Here is a 26,059-nt window from a genome sequence, read left to right as displayed (position 1 = left end):
GAACACCCCCTACTTCTTATGCTTTTCCCTGCTGTATATAAGTACCAGCAGTACGATGATGACGCCCTGCATAATCTGGCGTCCTGCTTCCGGAATATTGACAATGGTCAGGAAATCATCCAGTATGGTCATAATGACCGCGCCTGCTATGGTGCCGATGTATCCGCCCTTTCCTCCGGTAATGGCTGTTCCTCCGATGATAACGGCCGCTATGGTCTTTGTGTTATAACTGGTTCCCACGTCCAGGAAGCTGGTTCCCGTGTAACCCACAAGAAAGAAACCGGAGACAGCCGCTATGACGGCTGATATCAGGTACACGGAAAACGTCACCCGCCCGGTATGGATTCCTGAAAACCTGGCTGCCTGCTCATTGGTACCCACGGAATATATCTTCCTTCCATAGGGCGTATTCCGCAGCAGCACTATGGTTACGGCTGCCATGACAGCCCATATGACCACAATACCGGACAGGATGCCTATGAAGCTCTGCCCGCAGATGGCCTTCAGAAGAGGGGACGCATTCCCTTTTGGGGCACCTTTTGTGTATATGAGGAATACCCCCTGGATGACCGTACCCACGCCCAGTGTCATGATAAAGGGCGGTATCTTAAGCCAGTGGATTCCCACCCCGTTGATAAATCCCACCACCACGCCCATGGCAATCACTGACAGCAGCGCAGCGAGCAGGTTTTCATCCCGCCCCATCATGATTTGGGCTGCAATCACATTTGCAAAGGTGATGGTATTGGCAATGGATAAATCGATTCCGCCTGTCAGTATGGTCAGGTTCTGTCCGATTGCAGCAATGCCCATAAAGGACGCCAGTCTCAGGATTCCTGCCACATGCGTGGGCTTTAGATAACCCGGGGACAGAATCTGGGCTGCCAGCAGTAATACCACCAGTATAACATAAACCATGACCTGGGAACTGCCTGCATTTTTCTTGATGAACTGTATATTGGATGCCTGTCTGCTCTTTTCTTCTCCCACTTTCTTTCACCTTACCTTTCTATACTTAAAATGAGTCCCGTATGCTGCTCTAACGCTTCTTATGCAGCGCGCTCAGCGACAGGGCTGCAATCAGTATCAGACCCTGGCATATGAACTGGTAAAATGAAGAAACGCCAAACAGGTTCAGCATATTGTTGATAATGGAAATGATGAACACGCCTGCTATGGTTCCCAGGGGGTCCCCCACTGCGCCTGTCATGGCTGTTCCGCCCACCACCGTGGCAGTGATGGCATTCATGGCATAATTTTTTCCTATGGTGGCATCGGCTGAATTCATCTGTGCGCTCAGGAAGATTCCTGCCATGGCGCACAGGAGCCCGGCCAGACAATAGGCCCGGAATTTTATTCTTCCCACCCGGATACCTGTGGAATAGGCTGCATTTTCACTGCCTCCAATGGCCCTCAGGGCCTTACCGTAGGGAGTGGTGTTGGCGAGACTGCGCACCAGGCAGAGAATGACAAGGAACAGCAGAAAGGGTACGGCTCCGGAGAATCCTCTGGTCAGGAACCTGGCAAAGGCCTTGTGCACACTGCCTCCCGGATTGGGCATAAGCAGCAGCGCCATGCCGTCAAACACAGCTGTGGTTGCTATGGTTACAATGATGGGCGCCAGGCGTCCTTTTGTGACGAGAGCCCCGTTTACAGCCCCGCAGGCCAGTCCCACTGCTGCCGCCGCCCCAAGGGCAGGGATAAAACCCCAGGCAGAATCCGGGTTCATGGCCAGAACGCAGACCACATTGCACAGCGCCACGATTCCTCCCAGTGACAGGTCAATGCCCCCTGTGAGTATAATCAGTGTCTGCCCCAGGGCAGCCATCAGCAGAGGAAAGGAGGAACGCAGAAGGTTCTTAAAATTCCCCAGGGTGAAAAAGTCCTTATTAAATGCGCTTACAAAAACCATGAGCGCTGCCAGGAACACATATATGATGACTGTATGCCCGTGTTTATGCCAGAAATTCTTATTCAGTCCGCCTTTCACGCTTCCTCACCTTCCTTTCTGTTCTTTTCAAGTCCCATGCCAAGCTGCATGATTCGTTCTTCTGTCAGCTCCGCTTTTTCCAGGATACCGGATATCCTGCCCTCGTACATGACAATCACCCGGCTGCTCATGCCGATTACCTCCATCATGTCGCTGGAATTCATGACAACGGCCACTCCCTGGGCCGCCAGATCATGCATGATTTGATAGAATTCCCGTTTTGCCTCCACATCAATGCCGCGGGTGGGCTCGTCAAAGAGGATGACCTTGGGCTCTGTTGCCAGCTCCTTGCCAAGGACCACCTTTTGCTGGTTCCCCCCTGACAGGCTGGATACAGGCAGGTCCAGACCTCCCATTTTAATGGAGAGCTTTGCTGTCATGGATTCGCTGAATGCCTGCTCCGCCTTTTTGTCAATGAAGCAGCCCTTCATTCGTTTTTTCATGCTGGATACGGACAGGTTGTGACGGTTGGAAAGTTCCAGCATCAGTCCCTGGTTCTTCCGGTCCGAGGGCACCAGGGCGATTCCGTTTGCAATGGCCTGGCCTGCGTTTCTTATGTTTACCTGTTTGCCATTTACAATCATTTCCCCCTCAGACAGGGGATAGAGTCCGCTGATGGAATTAAGCAGCTCTGTCTGTCCGTGTCCCTGCAGTCCGGCCACCCCCAGTATCTCCCCCCTATGTACCTGAAAGCTGACCCGGTTCAGCTTATGGCCTGCATCCGCCAGGTTCTTTACCTCAAAGATAACCTGGCTTTCATCCACTTCACATACGGGCGGCGGAAATACATTGTTCAGGGAACGCCCTACCATCATCCGTATTAAATCATCCTCATTTATCTCGTCCATGTTTCTGGTCCCTATGTAGCATCCGTCCTTGAATACGGTAATCCGGTCGCCCAGCTCAAACAGCTCCTCCAGGCGGTGGGAAATAAAGATAATGGTCTTTCCGTCTGCAATCAGGTTGTGGATAATCTGATACAGCTGCTTTACCTCCTTCTTGGCCAATGCGGATGTGGGCTCGTCCAGGATAATCAGCTCCGGGTCCCTGACCAGAATCTTAAGGATTTCCGCCATCTGCTGTTCAGCTACCGGCAGGCTTTCTACCACGGCATCCGGGTCAATATGGATTCCATAGCGGTCCATGGCCTCCTGAATGCGCTTTTTGATTTCCTTTCTGTTGATTCTCCCCAGACAGGTAACCGGCTCCTGGTTCAGGTAGATATTCTCCCAGACCGTCATTTCCCCCACCAGGGTCAGCTCCTGGAACACCATGGCGATTCCCAGTTTCTGGGACTGCTCAGGATTGCGGATAACCACCTTTTTGCCGTGGAAATATATTTCCCCTTCATCCGCCTCATGGATTCCTGCCAGAATCTTAAGTATGGTGCTCTTTCCGGCCCCGTTTTCCCCGGCCAGCACATGGACTTCCCCCTTGTTGCAGGAAAACTGTACACGGTCCAGGGCCGTTATTCCGGCAAACCGTTTTGTTATATTGACCATTTTTAAAATCTCTTCAGCCACTGTTAACCTCCTTCTCTCTCCGGAACAGACATGGTCCTTATGTGGAAAACAGGCCGATTTCCATCGGCCTGTCCATAATCCCCAGTTACTGCGCCTGACTACTTGTAAAGCTTCTGAAGAGTCGCATCGTCCAGCTCTGTAAGTACCCAGAAGCTGTCTGGCATATCCGCACGGTAATACTGGTCTACGTTTTCTTCTGTTACAGTCTCAATATCCATGACCACGTTCTCCGGGATTTCCTCGCCGTTTAAGGCTTTGATGACAACGCGCAGAGCCTCGGCGCTGGTATAGGTGGGATTGGAAGGCGCTATACAGGACAGCCCCTTATCCTTGTTCTCAATCCATGCGCGGATAGCGCCATTGTTGCCCTCGCTTGTCATGGGAACCAGGTCACGGCCAGCTGCTATGAATGCATCAATTGCCCCCTGTGTCATGGCGCCGCCCTGTGACCACACGCCGTCGATTTCCGGATAAGCGGACAACATGGATTCCATGGCAGCCTTGCCCTGTGCATAGTCCCAGGATGCGTTAGCGGAGCCCAGAATCTCAATATCGGGATACTGTTTGAACACCTCCTCAGCACCGCCCCAGCGCAGGGAGTCGGTGGCTGTTCCCGCGATACCGTTCAGAACCACAATCTTGCCCTTGCCTTCCAGCTTGTCCACCAGCCACTCTGCACCGATACGGCCGAATTCCTTCTCATCTATACCTACCGTGGCAACCTGCTCGTCTGTCTCTACCACGTTGTCAAAGGAAACAACCTTGATTCCAGCCTCGGTTGCCTCTTCTACCACAGGTGCCAGGGCCGTGGGGGAAGCAGCCGTGATGACAATGGCGTCCACCTTCTTTGTAATCAAATCCTGCATGTCGCTAATCTGCTTGTTGATATCCTCATTGGAATTGGTGATGTAGTATTCGCTTACCACTCCCTCTGCCTTCAGCTTTTCCGCCTCAGCCACAAACTCCTGCTCCATCTGGGCCCTCCATGAGTTGCCGATGGAATAGTTGCACAGGGCCACCACATATCCTTCCCCGCCGGCTGCCTCAGACGAAGCCTGGGCCTGTGTGGCCTCCTCCTTCTCTTCTTTCTTTTCCTCCTGGGCCGCTGCTGCTGTGGTCTCTGCCGCTGCAGGCGCTGCCGTTGTCTCCGCTGCTTTCTGCGAACCGCAGGCGCACAGGCCCATTGCCATTACTGCTGCCAAACCTACTGTAAACATTTTTCTCATAATTCATCTTCTCCTTTTTTTCTTTCTAAAATAATACCCGTTATACGGGAGTTACTTCTGACTGTCAAAGAACAAACGTCTGGCGTTGTCCGCCATAATCATCTGCCGGTGGGACTCCGGTATATGGCTGCAGTGCTTCTCCACCAGATGAATCAGCTGCCTCATGGTCCCATGGTTCAGCATGCCCGGATAATCCGAAGCCCACATCATTTTCTCCGGTCCCGCATGGCGGTAACAGGCCTCTATGATTTCCACGGAAGAGGGCCAGGGGTATTCCTCATCAAAATACACGGGTACGGTGGAGGTGTCGATGTAAACATTGGAATGGTTCTTTACCAGGTTAAGCACTTCCCTGTAATTGGATTCAGGCATCCCCTTCTTAAAACAGGCGTCCGCCCCCATATGGCACAGGACAAAGCTGATATTGGGATAGGCTGAGGCCAGGAAACCCACGTCCCCAATATCCTCTGTGCGGAACATGTGGATGAACACCGGCTGCCGGTATTGGTTGCAGCAGTCCCACACAGGGGCCAGCCCGGAATCCGAAAGGCGGGTTCCCGGAGCGCACTGGAAGGTGCTGTCCACCTCCACCTTAAAACCAAACAGAATTCCCTGGTCATAGATGGATGCCAGTTCGCTGGCAGCCTTCTGTCCTTTCATTATGTCAACCAGCGCCACGCCTCTCAACCGGTCCGGATACTGTTTGACGCTCTCCGCAAAATACCGGTTGTGGTATCCGTAATAGGGATTGGGCATGAGAACTGCTTTCTCAATGCCGCACCAGTCCATGTAGGCGATGAGCATTTCCGCCGTACTGCGGGTCTGTTCAAAGGAGGGAGGCAAAAACTGCACTTCCCCATTTCCTATAAAAACCCGCCCCAGATTAGCGGAGGACATGGGCTGTCCCTGGGTGATTCCCGCCACCCGTTCGTATATGTGGGCATGAATATCAATTACATCCATCTAACTCCCCCTACCTGTATGTTTGTGTATATTGCACTTTAACAGCACTGTTTTTCGGATGTCATTAGTATACTATGACCATATTTTTATGTATATATGATTTGATTGGAATATGTTTTGATTTCATCCTATCTTATTGACGCTCCCTGTAAATCGTGATTTAATGATATCAGTCCAGCCGTACATGACTGAACTGTTGCATTCGGATGATATCTTTATCGTAAGGAGGGATTTTATGTATCAGTTGTTATCGTATCCCATAAAACAGGGGCAGCCCACCTGGCCCGGCAACCCCACATTCAGCCTGGAACCGCATACCTCCATTGCCGGAGGCGACACGGCCAACACCTGTACCATCCATCTGTTCAACCACTACGGAACCCATCTGGACGGACCCATGCATTTTTACGGAAAGGGCATTTCCCTGGACCAGGTTCCCTTTGAGCATTTTTTCTTTCACAGGCCCCTGCTTCTGGACATACCAAAGGAACCGGGAGAAAAGGTCATGCCTGAGGACCTGATTTCCCACAGTGAGGACATAAAAGACGCTGATTTGCTTTTAATCCGCACCGGCTTCTGGAAATACCGCAGTGAAAAGCCTGAGGTCTATGAACACAACGGTCCCGCTGTCAGCAGCCAGCTGGCCGCATACCTTCAGGACCGCATGAGCCATCTGAAGGCAGTGGCCCTGGACTTTGTATCACTGGCCTCCTACAGCGACACAGAGGACGGCGACCTGGCCCATCAGACCATGCTCGGCATGTACCACAACCACTACATCTGTATCATTGAGGATGTGAATATGGAAGGGCTCCCGTCCGGTTTTCTGAGAAAGGCAGCCGCCATCCCTTTGATAATTGAAGGCATTGACAGTTCACCGGTTACCATGTGGGCGGAGTACTGATGCCTATGTCACGGTTTATGCTGCATTTTAAGACACGGTTCAAGTCACTGCTTAAAAAACACTGGTGTCTCCTTATCATCTGCTCCCTATGCATTATCCTGGGAATAACCCTGTATGACACCTCCAACCAGGCTGTAAACTGGGAGCCGGAGCCGGCTGACAGCTCCGGCCTCCATGTGGGATTTTCCCAGATAGAAACCGACAATCCATGGAGAACCGCCCAAATCAACAGTTTCCGCGAGGCCCTGATTCCCAATGGGATGGACTTTATCTACCACGAGCCTGAGGACTATTCCGTCCAGTGGCAGCTGGAGGATATACGCAGCCTGATTCGGGAAGGAGTGGACTATCTGGTTATCGTGCCTGCGGACCTGTCGGCCCTGACCCCGGTGCTCCAGGACGCCAAGGATGCAGGCATTCCCGTCATCCTCATAGACCAGTCAGCTGAAACCATTGACCAGAGCTACTATGTGTCCCTTATTTCCGCAGACTATCTGAAGGAGGGGCAGATTTGCGCCGGTCTTCTGGCGGATAAATTCGGGAATCAGCCCTGCCGCATCGTGGAAATCTACGGCACCGAAAGCTCGCCCGGAGCCCAGGCACGTTCAAAGGGATTCCATCAGGCCCTTATGCAGTATCCCAACATGGAAATCATTGATGTGGAATACGGTAATTTTGACCGTGTAACAGCCCAAAAAGCAATGGAAAACGCCCTTATCAAAGCTGCCAACCGGGGCCAGACCATAGACGCTGTCTTTGCCCACAGCGATGAGGACGGTCTGGGAGCCCTCCAGGCCATCAAGGTGGCCGGGCTGCCGCCTGGGGAAATCGCCATTGTGTCCATCAACGGCATCCAGGATGTGTGCAAGGCCATCATTGCCGGGGAATATCTGGGCACGGTGGAGAGCAACCCCCGCTGGGGATTCATCGCAGCCTTCCTGATTCAGCAGATGGAACGTGACTGCAAGCCCTTTCCCATGGTTATGATTCCCTATCAAATCATCACGGCTGAGAATGCGGCCGAGTATGCGCTCACCGCTTATTAATAGCAGCCCTTAGAACGGTTGCTATGTAATACCGGAAAGGAAACGGGATTCATGAAAAAATTCTTCCGACAGCTTTCATTCCGCAGGAAACTGCTGATTTCCTTTGTAACACTGTCCTGCATCCCTGTGCTCCTGGTGGGGATTGCCGCCTATCATCTCTATACCAATTTCATCATTAACATGACGGAAAAGTCCTCCATCGAAACCATTGACCTGGTCTGTGATGATATTGACAGTCTGCTGGGCGATGCCTGGAGTCTCTGCGGCATGCTGACCGGCGACATCAAGATGCAGAAATACCTGCGCATGGATTTTGACTCCATCCGCGACCAGTATTCCAATGACCTGGCGGGCAGCATGGAACTGGCCTCCATCTCCACCTACCGCAAGGATATCTTCGGGGTGTATGTATTCGGCCAGAACGGGGGGCGTTACAAATCCAACTACTACTCCTTCAAATCAGAGGACCAGAGGGAAACTACCTGGTACAAAACCATAGCAGGCAGCGAGGAGGCCACCTGGTTCCCTTCCCACGAAGGCAGCTTCATTGTCCGCAGCTCCATCAGTGACAACTTTATTACCGTGGGTCAGCCGGTGGTGGACAAGGCTTCCGGTATGGTTAACGGTATTGTGGCGGCCGACATCAAGGAGGACGCCATTACTGAGAAAATCAAGCACAGCCTCAACAACGGGGTCATCTGCATCATTGACCAGGAGGGCGGCATCCTGTTCCGCTCCAATGCAGGCAACGACCTTCACTATCCCATTGATATCTCTCCCAGCCTGGTATCCCATATTCTGGAATCCACCGGCTCTGCCGTGGGAAAATCCATGGTTGTGCCTGACAGCGGGTACCTGGTGGTGAGCCGTACCCTGATGAATTCCAACTGGCGGATTGCAGGCATCATAGACCGGGGATTCCTGACCCAGAACAGCAAGGACATCACCCATATTGTCATGCTGCTTCTTCTGATTATTGCCTTTTCCTCCCTGTATGCGGCCATGCTCATATCCCAGTCCGTATACAAGCCAGTGCAGATTCTCTACCGAATGATGGAGGATGTGGAAAACGGGGATTTCTCTGTCCGCTACACCTATCACTCCTCCGATGAATTCGGACGGCTGGGCAAAAATTTCAACCAGATGCTGGAACGGATTCAGAAGCTTATCAACCAGATTTACGAGGAGCAGAAAAAGCTTAAGAATTCAGAGCTAAAGGCCCTCCAGGCCCAGATACAGCCCCATTTTCTCTACAATTCCCTGGATTCCGTCATGTGGCTGCTGAGGATGGACAAAAACAGGGACGCGGAAAAAATGCTCAACGAGCTGTCCACGCTGTTTAAGATTTCCCTCAGCAAGGGAAATGAAATCATCACCATAGAAGAAGAGCTGCGGCACATAAGCAGCTACCTGTTCATCACCAATATGATTTACAGCAAGAAATTCGAATATGCCATTGAATGCGACCCTGTTCTGTATTCCTACCGTACCCTTAAGCTGCTCTTACAGCCTCTGGCTGAAAATGCCATTGCCCACGCAGTGCCCATGCCGGGGCAGAAGGTCTTTATACAGGTCCGCATTTACGAGGACGAGGACAGCCTTGTGCTGTCCGTACAGGATATCAGCAGGGGCATGGACCGTGTTACCCTGGATGGCCTGCTGAGGCAGCTGGACACAACTGCCCACCCGGACCGGAGGGACTCAGGGTACGGGCTCTACAATGTCAATGAGCGGGTCCATATCCTCTTTGGAAGCAGCTACGGCATTACCATCACGTCGGAGCAGGATTTTGGCACCGAGGTAACTGTAAGGATTCCAAAACTGAAAGGAGATGATACATATGTTCCAGGCAATGCTCTGTGATGACAATGAAATCATACTGGAAGGCCTGTCCCGTCAGATTGACTGGGAGGGGCTGGGTATCTGTCTCTCCGGTACTGCTGCCGACGGGCAGGATGCCTGGAACCAGATGAAGGCTAATCCCCCCGACATCCTTATCACCGACATCCGTATGCCATATATTGATGGACTGGAGCTGTCCGGGCTGGCAAAGGACTTAAACCCCAATATCGTGATTCTCATTATCAGCGCCTATGATGACTTTGAATATGCCAGGACAGCCATGCATCTGCGGGCCCTGGATTACATACTGAAACCCATTGACCTGGAGGCCATGAACCGGATTCTGTCCAATGCAGTCTCCCACTGCCAGCAGTTCCACCACGACAAGCGCCTGATGGCCACCCAGCTGCTGCGCAACATGGCGGTCCAGGAAACAGCGGCAGCAGAGGGGGACAGCGTGTGGACTGAACTGGATTTGGAGCCTGGTTCGTGGTGCTGTTACATACAGGTGGAGCTGGACGAGCACAGCCTAAGCAAGCTGTCCGACGACATCCGGTACGCCTCAGAGCGCAGGTTTTCAGCCCTGAACCAGATTCTGCTTAAGGACAGCCTTTATTTGCTGGAATCCCATCAGTACAGCTACAGCGTCTGTCTCACCGCCCGGTCCGGAATGGAGCTGAGCGTACAGCGCAGAATCCTGGTGGACTCCATACGCAGACAGTTTCCCTACGAAGGAAGCTATTGTGATGTGAGCATTGCTTCGGGCAGCATTGTCCAGGGAATCCACAGGCTCCACAAAAGCGTGAAAACCTGCCATGAGGCATGCAAGCTGCATTTTATCAAGGGCTCCAACGCAGATATCTTTTACGAGGAAGTGGAGTCCTATATCTGCAAGGGGCCGGAGGACAGCCATGGATACCCCATCCCGGATACCCGGCTCATTACTTTCATCAAGGAGCAGAATAAAGAAGGGATTACCCAGGAGCTGGAGAAGTTAAAGACGTGGCTCTATCAGAAGGGAAGCGAAAGCTATCTGTATATGACATTTTCCCTGGGAAGCTTCTATACCCATCTGATGAAGGAACTAGGTGAATCCGGAATCAATCTTCAGGACATATTCCGCAATCCCATTGAGGAATTTAAGAAGGTGGCCGCCGAAGGCACCCTGGAATCCAACATTGAAAACCTGAAGCTGAACCTGTTCAAAATATGCGACAGCATCCGCATCAATAAAAGCCGTTACGGAAGGCTCATAGACCAGGCCATCCTGTACATCCAGAACCACTACATGTCCTCCTCCTTTTCCATTGAGGAGGTGGCCGGGGCGGTCTGTTTAAGCACCTCCTATTTCAGCACAGTGTTTAAGAGCGAAACAGGCATCACATTTACGGATTATCTGATAAAGATACGGATGGAAAAGGCCAGGGGACTGCTGGAAAATACCAATATGAAAATGTATGAGATTTCATCCAGGGTGGGATATGAAAATGCGGCCTATTTCAGCGCCGCATTCAAACGATATTATGGAAAGTCGCCTTCGGAGTTCCAAAGCCGGAGGTAAGGGGATTGCTCTAGTCTTCCCTGCCCGGACATTCCTCCCGCAGGAAACAATCCCGGCATTTAGGGCGTCTCGCAATGCAGATGGTGCGGCCCAGGGTTATGATATGTATATTCCACAGAATCCAGTGGTCCTTTGGCAGCACCTTCATCAGGTCGTATTCAATCTTTTCCGGCTCCTGCTCTTTTGTAAGGCCCAGCTTCCTGGATATGCGCTTCACATGGGTGTCCACCACAATACTTGGTTCATTGTATATGTTCCCCCGTATGACATTGGCTGTCTTGCGTCCAACGCCGGCCAGGGAGGTCAGTTCCTCTATGGTCCCGGGCACCTCTCCCCCAAACCGTTCCACCAGGTCCCGGCAGCAGGCGATGATATTCTTCGCTTTCATGTGATAAAACCCAATGGAATGGATATCCTGCTCCAGTTCCTTTAAATCCGCCGCGGCAAACTTCTCCAGGGTATCGTATTTCCGGAATAAATCAGCTGTGACGATATTCACCCTGGCATCTGTGCACTGTGCGCTCATGATGACCGCAATCAGCAGCTGCCAGGGAGTCTCATGATTCAGGTAACACCGGTATTCCGTACCGTATTCCCGGTCCAGTGCAGCCAGAATACGTTCAATGCGGGCTGCCTGTTCTGCTTTTGTCTCCCTGCCAGCTTTTTTTCCGTTCCCTGGTTTATCTGTAATGGTGTCTTGCTGCATATATCCAATCCTTTCATGGCAACATTTTCGTTGTATTTACAACATCTAAATCTCTGTCACTGTACCCTGTCTGCCCTTGCATTATAGGTCAGCGGGTCCCTGTGCCTGTAATCAAACAGCACCAGGCTTCCGTCGCCCATGGCCTCAATATGGGCCATTTTACTCATCTGCCTGGAATCATACCCCTCATAATCCATAAGGTACCGGGGCGATTCCTCCTCCCTCTGGAAAAACGCCCGGACAGCCTGTTTATAGGGACTCTGGTCGCGTGCAAAGGAGGGACGGCTTTTCACATTTTCCCTGAGATACAGGTCATACATAAGGAGGTCCCTGAACATTTCCATAACAGAAGCATCCCTCTGCGCTGCCTCATGCCTGGCTATGATACTGTAAAGTATCTCGTATCTGGCTATCCGGCTGTGACTGATGCCGGCAAGACGGTTTTCACGGTAAAATGCAGCCATATCCAGAAACATCTCATAGGGTGAGCCGTATCTTGCCGCAAGCGCAGTCAGGGTATGGACAAACTGTCTGCTGTTATAATACACCTCCACCATGTCCTCCACGCCCTTCAGTTCCAGAATGTCGCGGTAAGACAGCCATCTGGTGGAAAGGACCTCATAGGGCGGCCTGGAGGAGTATCTCAGCTCATAGGAGGATGCCATTTCTTCCATATAAGAGCCCTTCAGCACCTTCAAAAATCCCAGCTGGAGCTGTTCCGGCTCCATGGAATATACCTGGTTGAATGAATGCCGGAAACATTCCAGGTTCTCATGGGGCAGACCTGCAATCAGGTCCAGATGCTGGTGGACATTATGTCCCCTGTTGATTGTACCGGTAATACGGCGTATCCCGCCGATATCAGTCTTGCGGCGTATGGTCTTAAGTGTGGCCGGATTCGTGGACTGGACGCCAATCTCCAACTGTACCAGGCCGGGGCGCATCTGTCCCAGGAGTTCTATTTCCTCCTCATCCAGAAGGTCAGCTGCAATCTCAAAATGGAAATTAGTCACCCCGTTATCCTGCCTGCGGATAAACTGCCATATGGCCATGGCATGTTTTTTATTGCAGTTAAAGGTCCTGTCCACAAATTTTACCTGGGGCACCCTGGCCTCCAGAAAACAGGACAGCTCATCAAACACCAGCTCCAGGCTTCTGAACCGTACGCTTTTATCAATGGAGGACAGACAGTAGCTGCAGGAAAAGGGACAGCCCCTGCTGCTCTCATAGTAAATAATGCGGTGCTCCAATTCCTTTATGTCCATATGCTTATAAGGAAAGGGAATCCGGCTCATATCCATGGCCGGACGGATGCCGGTGTCTGCCAGCGAACCCTCTGGAAGACGGAAGGCAAGTCCTGGTATATTCTCCAGGCCGGCTTGTCCGTTTACCCGGCGTTTTCCACTGCCGCCCTCTTTTCCGGCCCACTTATCCACATAATATCCGGTCAGCTGTGCAAAGGTTTCCTCTCCCTCCCCCTTCATGATGCCGGTTACCTCCGGCATACTGCGAAGCACCCCTTCTGCGTCAAAGGATACCTCCGGCCCTCCCAGCCATATGGGGACATCCGGCAGTATTTTTCCTAAGTCCGCAGCCAGATATCGGATATATTCTATATTCCAGATATAGCAGGAAAAGGCGATTACGTCCGGTTCCCTTCTGTATATATCCTGGAGAATCAAATCCAATTGATGGTTGATGGTATATTCAGCCAATTCAACAGACGGGACGGCAAAGCCCTCTCCTCCTGCTTCAAAAGCCTGGTCTGCATAGGCCTTCAGGCTGTAAATCCCCAGATTGGAATGTATATATTTAGCATTGACAGCCGCCAGCAGTATTTTCATGGGACTATACCTCTAGCTCAATTTTATGGCCTGTTGACTGGTATTGATAATAGCGCACGCCTGCTGCGTTCAGCATGCGCTTGGACGCCTTTACCGCCGGCGTGTCCGCATATTTATCCTCCCTGAATACAATGGTCTTGATTCCGGCCTGGATAATGGCCTTGGCGCACTCATTGCAGGGGAACAGGGTTACGTAGAGCTTGCTTCCCTCCAGGCTTCCGCCTCTGTAATTAAGGATAGCATTTAACTCACTGTGTGTGGAGTAGAAATATTTGGAATTATAAGGGTCCTCTTTCTCGTTTTCCTTGCCCCAGGGAAATTCGTCGTCCGAACACCCCTTTGGAAAGCCATTGTAGCCCATGGACAGAATCTTATTGTCCTGGCTGACAATACAGGCTCCCACCTGGGTACTGGGGTCCTTGGAACGTCTGCCCGACAGCAGGGCCACCCCCATGAAATATTCGTCCCATGTTATATAATCAGCGCGTTTTCCTGTCATCTTTTTCCTCCTTTATCTTTTTTCCTCTGTCTGTGAATGGATTATAACATTCCGCGCTTATTTAATCAACAAAGTTAGGTGAATATGGCGGTGCCGCGGCTGCCGCGGGGCGGTTTACTTTTACAGCCTCAGCGCTAACCTTACCTGCATCCAGTCTCAGGCACTGACTTAGTCACAATCACATCCGTGTCATATCCCAGCAAACGGGAGATGACAACGGTCCCCGCTTTCACAGGGGCAGTCAGCGTACATTTCTTTATCTCCTGCATTGCATCAAAAATACGGTCCCGTGGAATGGGATTTGTCAGCCTCACACTGGCCAGCGGAAGGATGCCTCCTCTTACCAATACAGATGTGGCAATGTTCCTCTGCGGGTCCGTCACCTCCTGCTCCACATATGCCCTTCCCTTTGGACATGCAGCGCCTTCCACAGAGCAAATCTGCCTGGTTCCGTCTTCCTGTTCTTCAATCTGCGCCCTTATATCACATCCGTTGGGACAGATAATGCATGTATATTCTCTCAACATTCAACACTCACCTCCAGCCGGTTCCGGGACATCAGTTTATCTGCCTTAACAGTCAGTTCAATCATTTCAGCCGGTATCGCCTTCTTCATTTTCTTTGATGCCACCACTGCTCCGTCCTGTCTTACCTCAATACGGCATTCCTTCAAAGGGCTGTTTACCCGCAGGGACAGCTTAAAGTCCCTGGTGCCGCTCACCCGCTGCGGAACCGTATGGTTAATATGGCTGTCCGTACCTATCTCAATAGGGCAGGGGGGCAGGCTCCCCTTCTGCACATACTCTGCCGCAGAATCTGCCAGACTCTCTGCTTCCATGGAAACGAAATCCACTAAATCATGGACATGAAGCACGTTTCCGGCAGCAAAAATCCCCTCCACATCTGTCTGGAAATGCTCATCCACCACAGCGCCTTTTGTCCTGTCATCCAGGGTTATGCCGGCGTCCAGCGATAATTCGTTTTCCGGAATCAGGCCCACGGAAAGTATCAGTGTATCGCACTTATACTCCCTTTCAGTTCCCGGAATAGGTCTTAAATGCTCGTCCACCCGGGACACCGTGACGCCTGTCAGACGGTTGTCCCCGTGGACAGCCGTAACCGTATGGCTCAGGTACAGCGGAACTGCGTAATCGTTCAGACATTGCTCCACATTACGTGGCAGGCCGCTGGGATAGGGCTGAATCTCAAACACGGCCTGGACATGGGCGCCTTCTAAAGTTAGCCTTCGGGCCATAATCATGCCGATGTCTCCGGACCCCAGGATTACCACCTCCTTTGCAGGCATCACATTGTACAGATTAATATAAGCCTGGGCAACCCCTGCCGTAAATACACCGGCAGGCCGCTCACCCGGGATTCCCAAAGCGCCTCTGGTGCGTTCCCTGCATCCCATGGTGAGAATGACGGATTTTGCCTTCCAGACCTTGAGCCCCTGACGTGTGGCAGCTGTCACAGTCTTATTTTCCGCCACCTCCAGCACAGTTGCATCGGCGATATAGGGAATCCCTAATTCCTCCACCTCATCAATGAACCTCTGGGCGTATTCCGGTCCGCTCAGCGTGGTTTTAAAACGGGTCAGCCCAAAACCGTCATGGATGCACTGCCGGAGGATTCCCCCCAGCTGCTTTTCCCGCTCCACAATCAAGATGTTACGGATTCCTTTCCTGTATAACCGGACGGCTGCAGCCAGTCCGGCAGGTCCGCCTCCAACAACGATAACATCTATCTCCATTCCCTACGCCTCCTCCCGTACTTTGCCGAAAAACATCTGTGAATCTTTTCTGGCATACCTTACTTCTGTTTCCTTTTTTCCCAGCTCCTCTTCCAGCATCTGTGCAATACGCATCTGGCAATACCCGCCCTGGCACCGTCCCATCATGGAACGCGTCCTGTATTTGACTCCTGCCATGGTATCCACTCCCAATGGATTATGGATGGCTGCCAGGATTTCCGCCCTGGTTACCTTTTCGCAGCGGCACACCACCTGGCCGTAATCAGGATTCTGCCTGATCATCTGTTCCTGCTCTTCCTTTGTCATCTCTGCGAAACGGGGAATTCCTTTGCGCACAGGATTAAATTCCGGATTCAATGCCAGCTTCTCTCTTTCTTTCATAAGGCTGATTGCATGACGGGCAATGGGTACTGCCGCCGTGAGTCCGGGCGACTCAATGCCCACCAGGTTAATGGCGTGCGGAGCAATGTCATCCCTTATTTCTATCTTAAAGTCCTGGATAACCCCGTCCTCGTCCACCCATTTGGGCAGAATCCCTGAATAATTGCGGATATAGTCCTTTTTATGGATGCAGGGCCACAGGCCGGAAGCGCTCCTGGCCAGGTAATCCATATTTTCCCGGGGCACTCCATAGTATGTAAAATCCGTTACCAGCTCTGCATTGGGACCAATGATGACATTGCCGTCCGTAGTGTTGGTCACATGGATTCCCATGTATGTATTACTGGGAACAGGATATACAGGCATGGGAAGAAGGGGGCCTGTGCGCTTGTCCAGAATGATATAATCACCCTTGGAGCCAATCACCTTATACCCGCGGATTCCCAGCATATCAGATATTTTTCCGCATCCCAGCCCTGCGCTGTTCACAACCCACCTGGTGTAAAACTGCCCCTTTGGGGTTGTGATAATATAGCTGCCTTCGCTGTCCCTCTGTATATCTGTCACCTCATGGCCGAAATAATAGGAAACCCCGTTGGCATGGGCATTCTCAGCCAGAGCTATGGTGTAGCCAAATGGGTCCACGATTCCGCTGCCAGCGGAAAACATGGCAAATTCCCCCACCACAGCCGGTACCAGTTGATGAAGCCGCTCCTTTCCAATCAGTTCCAGCCCTGAGGCACCATTTTCTTCTCCCTGCCGTATGGTCCGCTTCAGGGTTTCCATATCCTCCGCCGTATTGCCCACCAGCACCTTGCCGCAGCGGATGAACTTAAAATCCAGCTCCTCTGCCAGTTGTCCCATGAATTGATTGCCCTCCACGCAGAGCCGTGCTTTCAATGAGCCGGTGTCATAGGCAAACCCGCCATGGACCACGCCGGAATTTCTGCCGCTGGTCTCATAGCACACGTCCAGGTTCTTTTCCAACACGCCTATTTTAAGACGGTACCTGGACATCTCCCTGGCAATGGCGCTGCCCACCACGCCGCCGCCAATAATAATTACGTCATACAGTTGTTTCATCCTGCTTTTCCTCCTAAAGGATTAATGGCAAAATTCATCCCATGAATATAGTTTATTTTTACCACATTTGCCAGGTGTAGTCAATATGTAATTGCTCAAAACAGGAATATTTATAGGATGAATATATCCAAAAGGGATTATCCTAACATTTTAAATATAATCCACCGTTATCTAAATCCATCATTCGGCAATAAAAAAGGCCGGCTGTGTTCTCTGTACAAAACAAAGAACACAACCAGTCTCCTGAATTCCTTACTTCATCTTTCCTGCTCCCCATCCCCCATTTCACCCTTATACCGGTTATCATTATACATCAGATGAAAGTACATGGCCTGCTGTGCTTCCACGGGTTTCCTATCCCGGATGGCCTCAAATATCCTGCGGTGGGATTTAAGTGTCTGTTCATACTCTGTTTCCTGGACAGCGCCAGCAAAGACACGGACGCCGTCTGTAATTACCGGCACCAGATTGGTCATGACCAGATTGTGGGAACAATTTGCAATCTGGGCATGAAACTGCGAATCCTTGTCTGAATAGTCTTTTCTCCGTATCATCCGTTCCTCCAGCCCCAGAAGTATGTCCTCCAGCTCACGGATGTCCTCCGCAGTGGCATTCTGAGCTGCCAGGGCTGCAATGGGGGGTTCCAGCATAACACGCACCTGAATCAGGTCCTCTGTCAGTTTTCTCCGGTCTTCTATCATGGCAAACCCCAGGGGGTCATCGGACACCCCGTTCTTATCTGAAATAAAAGTGCCTGAACCCTGGCGTATGGTAACGATATTTCTGGACATAAGGATTCTCAGTGCTTCCCGCACCGTATTGCGGCCAACCCCCAGAAGTTCCACCAGTTCTGCTTCCGTGGGAAGCTTGTCCCCGGCCGCATAGCCGTCCCTATGTATCATCTCCAGAAGCTTCCGGGATGCAACCTCCCCCAAGGTCTGTTTTTCCATGTCTCCTCCTGCCCGGTATTATATTATACCTTTACAATCTTATATCCTGCCGCCTTGGACAGCCGGTTCATTATGGCCTGCCCCAGATGGTCCTGCGGGAAACTCTCCGAAAATATGTAATCCACATCCAAATCATCAAATTCCCTGAGCAGGGCGTAAAGATTATGAGCCACAGATGCCTGGCTTTTTCTTGCGCCTATGCTGCGGACGATTCCATCTGTGTAACAATGCCTGGACTCATCTGTACAGATAACTCCCACGTTGTATCCTGCCTCAAGCTTCTCACGGGCAAGCTCCTGCACCTTGCAAATCATGGCCTGGAGCTGCTTCTCATTTAAACCATTTGCCTGGTCGGCGGCCGTATTCCGGTCTGCACCGTCCATCCGCACGGAATCAGCCGTCCGCACGGAATCAGCCATCCGGGCCGGGCCAGCCGTCCGGGCCGGGCCTTCCGGCTCCACCAGTGTAAGGTCTGCCTTAGGAGCATAGTGCTTATACTTCATCCCCGGTGCCTTTGGCCTTACATCTGCGGAAAGAGGACCCAGGATAGCCGGGTCCACGCTCACTTCCCCCAGAACCTCCTGCAGCATTTCCATGGTAATGGCTCCCGGCCTGAGAACGGCCGGCACCGCAGATGATACATCCACGATGGTGGACTCCACCCCGATTCCCACCGGTCCCCCGTCAATAATCATCTCAATCCTGCCGTTCATATCCTGCCATACGTGGTCGGCCGTAGTGGGGCTTGGACGGCCGGATGTATTGGCGCTGGGCGCAGCCACAGGCACTCCGGCCAGGGCAATAAGCCGGTTCGCCACCGGGTCGTCCGGCATACGGATTGCCACTGTATCCAGTCCTCCGGTTGTTCCGTAGGGCACCCTGTCGCTCTTGGGAAATATCATGGTCAGAGGACCTGGCCAGAAAGCCTCCATCAGCTTCCGCCCTGCCTCAGGTATCTCCTTTACAAGGGGGGCCACTTCCTCCATGCATGATACATGGGCAATGAGGGGATTATCGGAAGGTCTTCCTTTTGCCGCATAGATTTTTCTTGCTGCATCCTCATCCAGGGCATTGCCGCCCAGGCCGTATACGGTTTCCGTGGGAAATGCCACCAGGCCCCCTGAACGCAGTATGCCGGCCGCCTCCTTCAGCTCCTCATCCTTTATATGATTCCTGTCTTCTATCGTAATTCTTTTTGTTTCCATGATTCATACCTCGATTGTTAAATGGCGTCTGCTCTATGTCCAGTCTATTTTAGCACCCGCTACAGCCAATGTAAAGCCGGGAAATCCCCTTTAACCGGCTCCCCTCTCTTGAAGATTGCGGGCATTTCGTGTAAACTTAAGTTATTACAAATGATTGGAGGCTTTACCAATGAGCAATATTAACAACGTAATGAAAGAATTCAAGGCATTCATCCTCAAGGGCAACATCATCGACATGGCTGTGGGCGTCATTATCGGCGGCGCTTTCAGTAAGATTGTGACCTCTCTTGTCAATGACATTCTGATGCCCATACTGGGCGCCCTGACAGGCGGAGCCAGCTTCAACACACTCAAATACGTCATCCATCCCGCGGCCACGGTAAACGGGGCAGAAGTGGAAGAAGCCGCCATTCTCTATGGCAGCTTCCTACAAAATATATTGGATTTTCTCATTATCGGCGTATGCATGTTTTTCATGATTAAGACAGTTGCAGTTATCAGCAGCCGTCTGCGCCATGAAGAAGAGGCAAAGGAGGAGGCTCCTGCCCCGGCCGGTCCCACACAGGAAGAGCTTCTGGCTGAAATCCGCGACCTGCTAAAGGAACGCAGGGACATGGCCTGATAATCCTAGTAAAACCGAATCCGCTTGGCATTCTCCACAAATTCCCTGTTATTCCTGGTCCTTGCGAAAAGGTCAAGTATCTTTTCCACTGCATCCTCGGGTTTCAGGGAATTGGTGGCTTTGCGGATGACATCCACTGCCTCTGCTTCCTCCCTGGTCAGCAGAAGGTCATCCCTTCTGGTACCGGACTTTAATATGTCGATGGCCGGGAAGATTCGTTTCTCAGACAGTTTCCTGTCAAGCACCAGCTCCATGTTGCCGGTGCCCTTAAATTCCTCATACACAACATCATCCATACGGCTTCCGGTATCCACCAGCGCCGTGGCCAGAACGGTCAGGCTTCCGCCTTCGCGCATGTTCCTGGCTGCACCGAAGAAACGCTTTGGCATATGCAGGGCCGCCGGGTCCAGACCGCCGGATAATGTACGGCCGCTGGGTGCAACGGTCAGGTTGTATGCCCTAGCCAGCCTGGTAATGCTGTCCAGCAGAATAATGACGTCACGTCCGTGCTCCACCAGACGTTTGGCCCGTTCAATTACCATCTCGGATACCCTCTTATGACGGTCCGGCAGCTCGTCAAAGGTAGAATAGATAACTTCCACATTGGGGCCCACAATGGCCTCCCTTATGTCCGTAACCTCCTCAGGGCGCTCATCTATCAGAAGAATCATCAGATGCATGTCCGGATTATTGGTGGTGACAGCCTTGGCAACCTGCTTCAGCAGAGTCGTCTTACCTGCTTTGGGCGGTGATACAATCATACCACGCTGGCCCTTGCCTATGGGAGCCAGAAGGTCCAGGACACGCATGGCCACTGTATTCTTCTCGCCAGGCGTTTCCATATGGAGGCGCCTGTTGGGAAAAATAGGGGTCAGGTCCTCAAAGTTGGGCCTTGTCTCCGTAGCGCTTAACGAATATCCATTTACGGTCTTGATATAGAGCAGGGCTGCAAACTTCTCTGTTGCAGACTTCACCCTGCGGTTTCCCACTATAATATCCCCTGTCTTCAGATTAAATCGGCGGATTTGGGACGGAGCCACGTAGACGTCGTTTTCACCGGGAAGGAAATTTTCACAGCGGATGAATCCGAATCCGTCCGGCATAACTTCCAGTATGCCGTTTGCCTCAATCCCGCTGTCCAGCTCGGCCATATCCTGGCCGGAAAGTCCAATTGCATCATTTCTCTGGTCCGCCCTGGAAAAGCGCTCTCCCTCGTTCTGCGAAGGGGTGCTGTTCTGGCTCATGCTGCTGTTCTGGCTGTTATTTCCATGGGGTTTGGGTGACTGGGTTCTGTTCTGTGCGTACTTGTTGTCATACCCTCTTGAAATAGGGCGTCGGTTATCTGTTCCTCTGCTGTCATTGCGGTTTTCCTGATAATCCTGGCTCCTTAACTGGCTGCGTTCAGGGGCATGGGACTGGTCCTGGGAACGGTATGGTTCCTGGCTGCGGGACCCTTCCGCACCCCGGGGCGTCTCCTGGCTGCGGGCTGTTTCCGTCCTCTCCTCCCGTTTTATCTCTGCCGGCTTTACCTCCGGGTTTTTCTCCGCCTCATCGCAGAGCAAATCAATGATTTCTGCCTTTCTCAATGAACTAATGCCCTTAATTCCACGGCTCTTGGCCATTTCCTTTAACTCTGAAAGAGGCAGGGTCTGCAGTTTTTCACGCATAGTATCTCTCCTTATTAAAATCAATTCTTCACCCGCAAAAAAAGCCGGTGTACACCTTCTGTCTATGTTTACATTATCTTCTGTTCATTCAAATTCGGGGTTTATTCCAGATTTGGGAATTGCTCAGGGACTAACAGACTGCTGGCAGTATTAAGAAAACTGCCAGCTAATCTATGTATAGCCCTATTATATACACGAATATCAGAAATTGTAAAGTTAAAATTTGAGAAAATCAGCTTTTAAGCCATTTCATGTGCGCATTTATCTGTTTCTCGTATCCATTGTCAGAAGGTTTGTAAAATACCGTTCCCTCCATTCCGCCGGGCAGATACTGCTGTTCCACATAGTGCTTGGGATAGTCATGGGCATACAGGTAGCCTGCGCCATGGCCCAGCTTTGCCGCCCCCTTATAATGCTTATCCTGGAGGTGGACCGGCACAGGCATGGTCCGCTCATTCCTAACTGCTTCCATGGCCTCCTGGACCGCCATACAGGCGGCATTGCTCTTGGGCGCAGTGGCCACATAGGTCACTGCCTGGGAAAGGATAATGTTGGCCTCGGGAAGTCCGATACGCTCCGCTGCCAGGGCTGCGTTTACAGCCACCACAAGGGCCTGAGGGTCTGCGTTCCCCACATCCTCTGCAGCGCATATCATAATCCTCCTGGCTATGAACTTGATATCTTCTCCCGCATACAGCATCCGCGCCAGATAATATACGGCTGCGTCCGGGTCTGACCCCCGCATGCTCTTGATGAATGCGGATATGGTATCATAGTGGTTGTCCCCGTTCTTGTCATACCGGACAGCCCTTTTCTGAATGCATTCCTGGGCCACGGCCATATCAATGTGAATACGCCCGTCCGGCCCCTTTGCAGTGGTCAGCACCCCCAGCTCCACGGCATTTAGGGCAGCCCTTGCATCCCCATTGGCTGTGTCTGCCAGAAAATCAGCTGCATCCTCGTCAATGTCTGCGTCGTAGATACCCATGCCCCGTTCCTTGTCATAAACCGCCCTGCGAATCAGCTCCTTTACATCGTCCTTTTCCAGGGGCTTGAGTTCAAATATCCTGGACCTGGATAGAAGGGCTCCGTTTACTTCAAAATAGGGGTTCTCCGTGGTGGCGCCAATCAGTATCAGCGTCCCGTCCTCCACAAAGGGAAGAAGGTAATCCTGCTGTCCTTTATTAAAGCGGTGAATCTCATCCACAAACAGTATGGTCTTCCTTCCATACATGCCGATGTTGTCCTTGGCCTCCTTCACCACTTCCTCCATGTCCTTTTTCCCTGCCACCGTTGCATTAATCTGCCTGAAATCCGCACTTGTGGTATTGGCAATGACCTTGGCCAGGGTAGTCTTACCGGTTCCAGGAGGTCCGTAAAAAATAACGGACCCCAGCTTATCCGCCTGTATGGCCCGGTACAGCAGCTTATCCTTTCCCACAATATGCTGCTGCCCCACCACCTCATCCAGGGTTCTCGGACGGAGCCTGGACGCCAGGGGCGACTCCTTCTCCATATCCTTTTCTCTCATATAATCAAATAAATCCATATCCGTCTTCTCCTCAGTCAATCAGCAGTTCATCCACCGTAACAAAAGTATAGCCCCGCTTCGTGAGCGTGTCAACGATTTCCAGGGCAGCTTCCACGGAAGTGGGAAAAATATCATGCATCAGTATGATATCCCCGTCCTCCACATCCTTCACCACGCGTTTCACAATGCGGTTGGTATTGCGCAGTTTCCAGTCCAGAGAATCCACGGACCAAAGTACGGTGGTCATGCCGACCCTGCACTCCAGCTCCTCATTCCAGTCCCCATAGGGCGGCCGCATGTACTGGGGCCGTTCTCCTATAATACCCTCAATCATCCGGCTGGTCCTGTCCACGGCCTGGCAGACCGCATCCGAACCAGCCTTTGTGAGCTGTATATGGCTGTAGCTGTGATTTCCAATCAGATGTCCCTCCGCCTTCATGCGCTTTACAATTTCCTCATTTCCCTCTATATTCTGCCCCATAAGGAAAAAGGTGGCTCTCACATTCCTTTCTTTCAGCCCGTCCAGCAGTTTTTCCGTGTAATCCCCATTGGGTCCGTCGTCAAAGGTCAGAGCCACGCATTTTCCTTCCAGTCCCTTGGCCCGGTCCAGAGTGTCCCCTCCCTCCCTGACCCAGGAGCCCTCGTCAGCCGACACATGGGCCGGCGTCCCCCCTCTTACCGCATGGATAAGGCCGCCCAGCAGCAGAAGGTCCGCTATGCATACAGCCGCCAGGAGTTTTTTCTTATTTATCAGCTTCACCCTGTTTCCCTCTCTTATTTCACATCCTTATCTATCCAGTATATGTGCGGGGACAATGTAAAAATGCTTTTACCTTTTACTCCATGCCGCAGTCCCTGAAAATGAATAATTAAGAAGGAAACAGCGCCGGGACTGCTCCCGGCGCCGCACTGCTGTACATATGTTATATCGGACTTATTTTATATGGTAATTGTTATATCATCTTTAAAGCCTGCTTCCTACTGTCCCGGTCCCACGGGTGTTACCACCACGCCCGGTCCTCCGGAGGAGCCTGTGACAGCCTGTCCTGAACCCGGAGCCTGGGTGGATACCCCGCCGTTCTGTGAAGACTGGGGCGCCTGGTTCTGGACATTCCCATTCTGGCCGTCCCCTGCCTCATTGCCCGTTTCCCGGACAACCTGGCTGAGCACTCCGCTTCCATCGGCATTGTAAGCAACGCCTCCTATATCCACCGTAGTGCCTGTTGCCATACGGCCTGTGGACGGGTCCATATAGTAGTGAAGGCCGCCCACCTCGATAACGCCTTTGGCCATACGCCCGGAGCCTTCAAAGTAATACCATGCCCCGTCCATCTCGCGCCAGCCCGTAGCCATGGCACCGGAACCCTTAAGATAATACCGCTCCCCGCCATCATCCAGCCATCCGGTCTGCATCACACCTTCCTGGCTGCTGTAATACCAGGTTCCGTTATCATTAATCCAGCCCCTGGAAAGCGCTCCTGAGCTGTCCAGATAATACCACTTTCCATTCTGGCTGGTCCATCCTCTGGCCATGGCGCCATTGCCTTCCAGGAAGTATCTGCGGCCGCCGTCATCCAGCCACCCGGTCTGCATCACGCCCTCCTGGTTGCTGTAGTACCAGGTTCCGCCATCATTAATCCAGCCCTTGGAAAGCGCGCCTGAACTGCCGAAGTAATACCACTTCCCGCTGTCGGATTTCCAGCCGGTTACCATCTTACCGGTGGTATCGTCCAGATAATAGGACTTGCCGGACTGGGAGAGCCAGCCCCTGGACACCAGGCCGTCCCCGTTCATATAATACCATGTACCGTCATCCTGAATCCAGTTATTTTTCTGCTTTACGTAGTTCTGGTAATAGTAAGTCTGGCCGTTGATGGTCCTCCATGTATTAGCCGGAATCACAGAGGTGAAATCCCTGAACTGGAAATCAATATCCACATTTCCGCTTATGCCGTTTACAGCGCCTGTACTGGTCGCCTGCCACATTACCGGATTCTGGTAAGCCGGTTTAGCAGAATACCGCGCCACCCACACAGGATAATTCATCTTGCTCATGTCCAGCTTGTTGGCAAGCCAGTTGTCATTTGCATAGATAACCGGATAATAGCCTGCCTCTGAAATCCGCCCGCAGAATGCATTGGCAATGGCCGCCAGCTCATCCTTTGACAGGGTTCCCTGGGTGGAATCCTCCATGTCAAACGCCACCGGATAAGAGACCGGGTAATCGTGAATCAGGTTGAGGACAAAATTCGCCTCCTCCACTGCCATCTCCGGCGTCATGGCCAGGGAATAGATATAGACGCCCACCTTGACGCCTGCCGCGCTGGCCTGCTGGATATTCCTGTGGAAATATGGGTCCACCGCCCCCTTTGACCGGGTGCCCAGCATGACGAAAGACACGTCATCCGCAGCCACCTGGCCCCAGTTAATATCCCCCTGCCACCTGGATACGTCGATTCCGCGAAACAGTACATTATTGATGGAGGACCCGTCCGGCATCTGGTATACGCCGTTTACCTTCTTCCATGCATTGGGATTAGCAGCAGCCTGGCCCGAGGTGCTTCCTGTCCCGGAGGCTGTTCCCGTACTGCCGGTGGAGCTCTGTCCCGGTCCCACGGGAGATATGACCGTGGGGGACTGGGTTTCCCCCGGTCCCACGGCCAGGGATGTACCTGCGGGCATGATAATCCCTGCTCCGATAAGCCCTGCCAGGGCAAGCGCGTGGCAGCGTTTCATAAGCTGCGTCGTATTTTTCATAGTCTT

General features: G+C 52.1%; 22 protein-coding genes. 5 read left to right on the top strand and 17 right to left on the bottom strand.

The genetic code is table 11. The annotated features are described in order from the left end of the window. Positions 1 to 9: 9 nt before the first annotated feature. The 5 genes from FGS84_RS04770 to FGS84_RS04750 form a co-directional block, all read right to left on the bottom strand. Positions 10 to 990 carry an ABC transporter permease gene (locus FGS84_RS04770; protein ID WP_138306533.1) on the bottom strand — a complete coding sequence of 327 codons (981 nt, stop codon included), beginning with the start codon at positions 988 to 990 and terminating at the stop codon, positions 10 to 12. Positions 991 to 1,039: 49 nt separating this feature from the next. After that, positions 1,040 to 1,990 (bottom strand): ABC transporter permease, encoded by a 951-nt coding sequence (locus FGS84_RS04765; protein WP_138306532.1) that lies wholly within the window; start codon positions 1,988 to 1,990, stop codon positions 1,040 to 1,042. After that, positions 1,987 to 3,513 (bottom strand): sugar ABC transporter ATP-binding protein, encoded by a 1,527-nt coding sequence (locus tag FGS84_RS04760; RefSeq protein WP_138306531.1) that lies wholly within the window; start codon positions 3,511 to 3,513, stop codon positions 1,987 to 1,989. The genes FGS84_RS04765 and FGS84_RS04760 overlap by 4 nt, the downstream gene beginning before the upstream one ends. Before the next feature lie 98 nt (positions 3,514 to 3,611). Further along, a complete protein-coding gene (locus tag FGS84_RS04755; protein ID WP_138306530.1) occupies positions 3,612 to 4,739 on the bottom strand; it encodes an ABC transporter substrate-binding protein in 1,128 nt (375 codons plus the stop codon). A 51-nt stretch (positions 4,740 to 4,790) separates the two neighbouring features. Beyond that, complete coding sequence (locus tag FGS84_RS04750; RefSeq protein WP_138306529.1) at positions 4,791 to 5,702, bottom strand: amidohydrolase family protein; 912 nt, start codon at positions 5,700 to 5,702, stop codon at positions 4,791 to 4,793. A gap of 235 nt (positions 5,703 to 5,937) precedes the next feature. Here FGS84_RS04750 and FGS84_RS04745 point away from each other — a divergent pair, with 235 nt between their 5' ends. The 4 genes from FGS84_RS04745 to FGS84_RS04730 are packed head-to-tail and all read left to right on the top strand — an operon-like array spanning position 5,938 to position 11,055. Beyond that, on the top strand, positions 5,938 to 6,606 hold the full coding sequence (locus FGS84_RS04745) for a cyclase family protein (protein ID WP_138306528.1): 669 nt from the start codon (positions 5,938 to 5,940) through the stop codon (positions 6,604 to 6,606). A 5-nt stretch (positions 6,607 to 6,611) separates the two neighbouring features. Next, a complete protein-coding gene (locus FGS84_RS04740) occupies positions 6,612 to 7,652 on the top strand; it encodes an ABC transporter substrate-binding protein (protein ID WP_243129856.1) in 1,041 nt (346 codons plus the stop codon). A 51-nt stretch (positions 7,653 to 7,703) separates the two neighbouring features. After that, entirely contained in the window at positions 7,704 to 9,515 is a 1,812-nt protein-coding gene (locus FGS84_RS04735; RefSeq protein ID WP_138306526.1) for a sensor histidine kinase, read from the top strand. Further along, complete coding sequence (locus FGS84_RS04730; protein ID WP_138306525.1) at positions 9,493 to 11,055, top strand: helix-turn-helix domain-containing protein; 1,563 nt, start codon at positions 9,493 to 9,495, stop codon at positions 11,053 to 11,055. Before FGS84_RS04735 ends, FGS84_RS04730 begins: the two co-directional genes overlap by 23 nt. 10 nt (positions 11,056 to 11,065) lie before the next feature. Here FGS84_RS04730 and nth read toward each other — a convergent pair whose 3' ends face one another. The 8 genes from nth to FGS84_RS04690 form a co-directional block, all read right to left on the bottom strand. Continuing rightward, a complete protein-coding gene (gene nth, locus FGS84_RS04725; RefSeq protein ID WP_138306524.1) occupies positions 11,066 to 11,761 on the bottom strand; it encodes an endonuclease III in 696 nt (231 codons plus the stop codon). Between the two features lie 56 nt (positions 11,762 to 11,817). Further along, positions 11,818 to 13,605 (bottom strand): DUF4080 domain-containing protein, encoded by a 1,788-nt coding sequence (locus tag FGS84_RS04720; protein WP_138306523.1) that lies wholly within the window; start codon positions 13,603 to 13,605, stop codon positions 11,818 to 11,820. Positions 13,606 to 13,609: 4 nt separating this feature from the next. After that, positions 13,610 to 14,104 carry a dCMP deaminase family protein gene (locus tag FGS84_RS04715; RefSeq protein ID WP_138306522.1) on the bottom strand — a complete coding sequence of 165 codons (495 nt, stop codon included), beginning with the start codon at positions 14,102 to 14,104 and terminating at the stop codon, positions 13,610 to 13,612. A gap of 140 nt (positions 14,105 to 14,244) precedes the next feature. Further along, a complete protein-coding gene (locus tag FGS84_RS04710) occupies positions 14,245 to 14,631 on the bottom strand; it encodes a DUF1667 domain-containing protein (RefSeq protein ID WP_138306521.1) in 387 nt (128 codons plus the stop codon). After that, positions 14,625 to 15,857: an FAD-dependent oxidoreductase gene (locus tag FGS84_RS04705; protein WP_138306520.1), complete on the bottom strand. Its 1,233-nt coding sequence runs from the start codon at positions 15,855 to 15,857 to the stop codon at positions 14,625 to 14,627. The genes FGS84_RS04710 and FGS84_RS04705 overlap by 7 nt, the downstream gene beginning before the upstream one ends. Before the next feature lie 3 nt (positions 15,858 to 15,860). Then, complete coding sequence (locus tag FGS84_RS04700) at positions 15,861 to 17,321, bottom strand: NAD(P)/FAD-dependent oxidoreductase (RefSeq protein ID WP_138306519.1); 1,461 nt, start codon at positions 17,319 to 17,321, stop codon at positions 15,861 to 15,863. Positions 17,322 to 17,578: 257 nt separating this feature from the next. Then, positions 17,579 to 18,271 carry a FadR/GntR family transcriptional regulator gene (locus tag FGS84_RS04695; RefSeq protein ID WP_138306518.1) on the bottom strand — a complete coding sequence of 231 codons (693 nt, stop codon included), beginning with the start codon at positions 18,269 to 18,271 and terminating at the stop codon, positions 17,579 to 17,581. A 23-nt stretch (positions 18,272 to 18,294) separates the two neighbouring features. Then, positions 18,295 to 19,476 (bottom strand): L-threonylcarbamoyladenylate synthase, encoded by a 1,182-nt coding sequence (locus tag FGS84_RS04690; RefSeq protein ID WP_138306517.1) that lies wholly within the window; start codon positions 19,474 to 19,476, stop codon positions 18,295 to 18,297. Between the two features lie 169 nt (positions 19,477 to 19,645). Here FGS84_RS04690 and mscL point away from each other — a divergent pair, with 169 nt between their 5' ends. Next, positions 19,646 to 20,098, top strand: a complete 453-nt coding sequence (gene mscL, locus FGS84_RS04685) for a large-conductance mechanosensitive channel protein MscL (protein ID WP_138306516.1) — start codon at positions 19,646 to 19,648, stop codon at positions 20,096 to 20,098. 5 nt (positions 20,099 to 20,103) lie between these two features. Here the strand turns inward: mscL and rho are convergent, their stop codons facing one another. The 4 genes from rho to FGS84_RS04665 all read right to left on the bottom strand — a co-directional run bounded on the left by rho (position 20,104) and on the right by FGS84_RS04665 (position 26,053). Continuing rightward, a complete protein-coding gene (gene rho, locus FGS84_RS04680) occupies positions 20,104 to 21,765 on the bottom strand; it encodes a transcription termination factor Rho (RefSeq protein WP_138306515.1) in 1,662 nt (553 codons plus the stop codon). Positions 21,766 to 21,997: 232 nt separating this feature from the next. Next, the gene (locus tag FGS84_RS04675) at positions 21,998 to 23,314 is read right to left on the bottom strand and encodes a replication-associated recombination protein A (RefSeq protein WP_138306514.1); all 1,317 of its coding nucleotides are present in this window, start codon (positions 23,312 to 23,314) and stop codon (positions 21,998 to 22,000) included. Between the two features lie 13 nt (positions 23,315 to 23,327). After that, positions 23,328 to 24,056, bottom strand: coding sequence for a polysaccharide deacetylase family protein (locus FGS84_RS04670; RefSeq protein ID WP_138306513.1), 729 nt, complete (start codon positions 24,054 to 24,056; stop codon positions 23,328 to 23,330). A gap of 218 nt (positions 24,057 to 24,274) precedes the next feature. After that, positions 24,275 to 26,053 carry a GH25 family lysozyme gene (locus FGS84_RS04665; RefSeq protein WP_138306512.1) on the bottom strand — a complete coding sequence of 593 codons (1,779 nt, stop codon included), beginning with the start codon at positions 26,051 to 26,053 and terminating at the stop codon, positions 24,275 to 24,277. Between the last annotated feature and the right edge of the window lie 6 nt (positions 26,054 to 26,059).

The organism is Clostridium sp. 1001271st1 H5 (genome assembly GCF_005845215.1).
GTDB lineage: Bacteria > Bacillota > Clostridia > Lachnospirales > Lachnospiraceae > Enterocloster.
This window is presented reverse-complemented; position numbering and strand designations above follow the sequence as displayed.

Coding starts and splice junctions, on each gene's coding strand:
- FGS84_RS04755 (WP_138306530.1), bottom strand. CDS start 4,739: ATGAGAAAAATGTTTACAGTAGGTTTGGCAGCAGTAATGGCAATGGGC.
- FGS84_RS04750 (WP_138306529.1), bottom strand. CDS start 5,702: ATGGATGTAATTGATATTCATGCCCACATATACGAACGGGTGGCGGGA.
- FGS84_RS04745 (WP_138306528.1), top strand. CDS start 5,938: ATGTATCAGTTGTTATCGTATCCCATAAAACAGGGGCAGCCCACCTGG.
- FGS84_RS04740 (WP_243129856.1), top strand. CDS start 6,612: ATGTCACGGTTTATGCTGCATTTTAAGACACGGTTCAAGTCACTGCTT.
- FGS84_RS04735 (WP_138306526.1), top strand. CDS start 7,704: ATGAAAAAATTCTTCCGACAGCTTTCATTCCGCAGGAAACTGCTGATT.
- FGS84_RS04730 (WP_138306525.1), top strand. CDS start 9,493: ATGTTCCAGGCAATGCTCTGTGATGACAATGAAATCATACTGGAAGGC.
- nth (WP_138306524.1), bottom strand. CDS start 11,761: ATGCAGCAAGACACCATTACAGATAAACCAGGGAACGGAAAAAAAGCT.
- FGS84_RS04720 (WP_138306523.1), bottom strand. CDS start 13,605: ATGAAAATACTGCTGGCGGCTGTCAATGCTAAATATATACATTCCAAT.
- FGS84_RS04715 (WP_138306522.1), bottom strand. CDS start 14,104: ATGACAGGAAAACGCGCTGATTATATAACATGGGACGAATATTTCATG.
- FGS84_RS04710 (WP_138306521.1), bottom strand. CDS start 14,631: ATGTTGAGAGAATATACATGCATTATCTGTCCCAACGGATGTGATATA.
- FGS84_RS04705 (WP_138306520.1), bottom strand. CDS start 15,857: ATGGAGATAGATGTTATCGTTGTTGGAGGCGGACCTGCCGGACTGGCT.
- FGS84_RS04700 (WP_138306519.1), bottom strand. CDS start 17,321: ATGAAACAACTGTATGACGTAATTATTATTGGCGGCGGCGTGGTGGGC.
- FGS84_RS04695 (WP_138306518.1), bottom strand. CDS start 18,271: ATGGAAAAACAGACCTTGGGGGAGGTTGCATCCCGGAAGCTTCTGGAG.
- FGS84_RS04690 (WP_138306517.1), bottom strand. CDS start 19,476: ATGGAAACAAAAAGAATTACGATAGAAGACAGGAATCATATAAAGGAT.
- mscL (WP_138306516.1), top strand. CDS start 19,646: ATGAGCAATATTAACAACGTAATGAAAGAATTCAAGGCATTCATCCTC.
- rho (WP_138306515.1), bottom strand. CDS start 21,765: ATGCGTGAAAAACTGCAGACCCTGCCTCTTTCAGAGTTAAAGGAAATG.
- FGS84_RS04675 (WP_138306514.1), bottom strand. CDS start 23,314: ATGGATTTATTTGATTATATGAGAGAAAAGGATATGGAGAAGGAGTCG.
- FGS84_RS04665 (WP_138306512.1), bottom strand. CDS start 26,053: ATGAAAAATACGACGCAGCTTATGAAACGCTGCCACGCGCTTGCCCTG.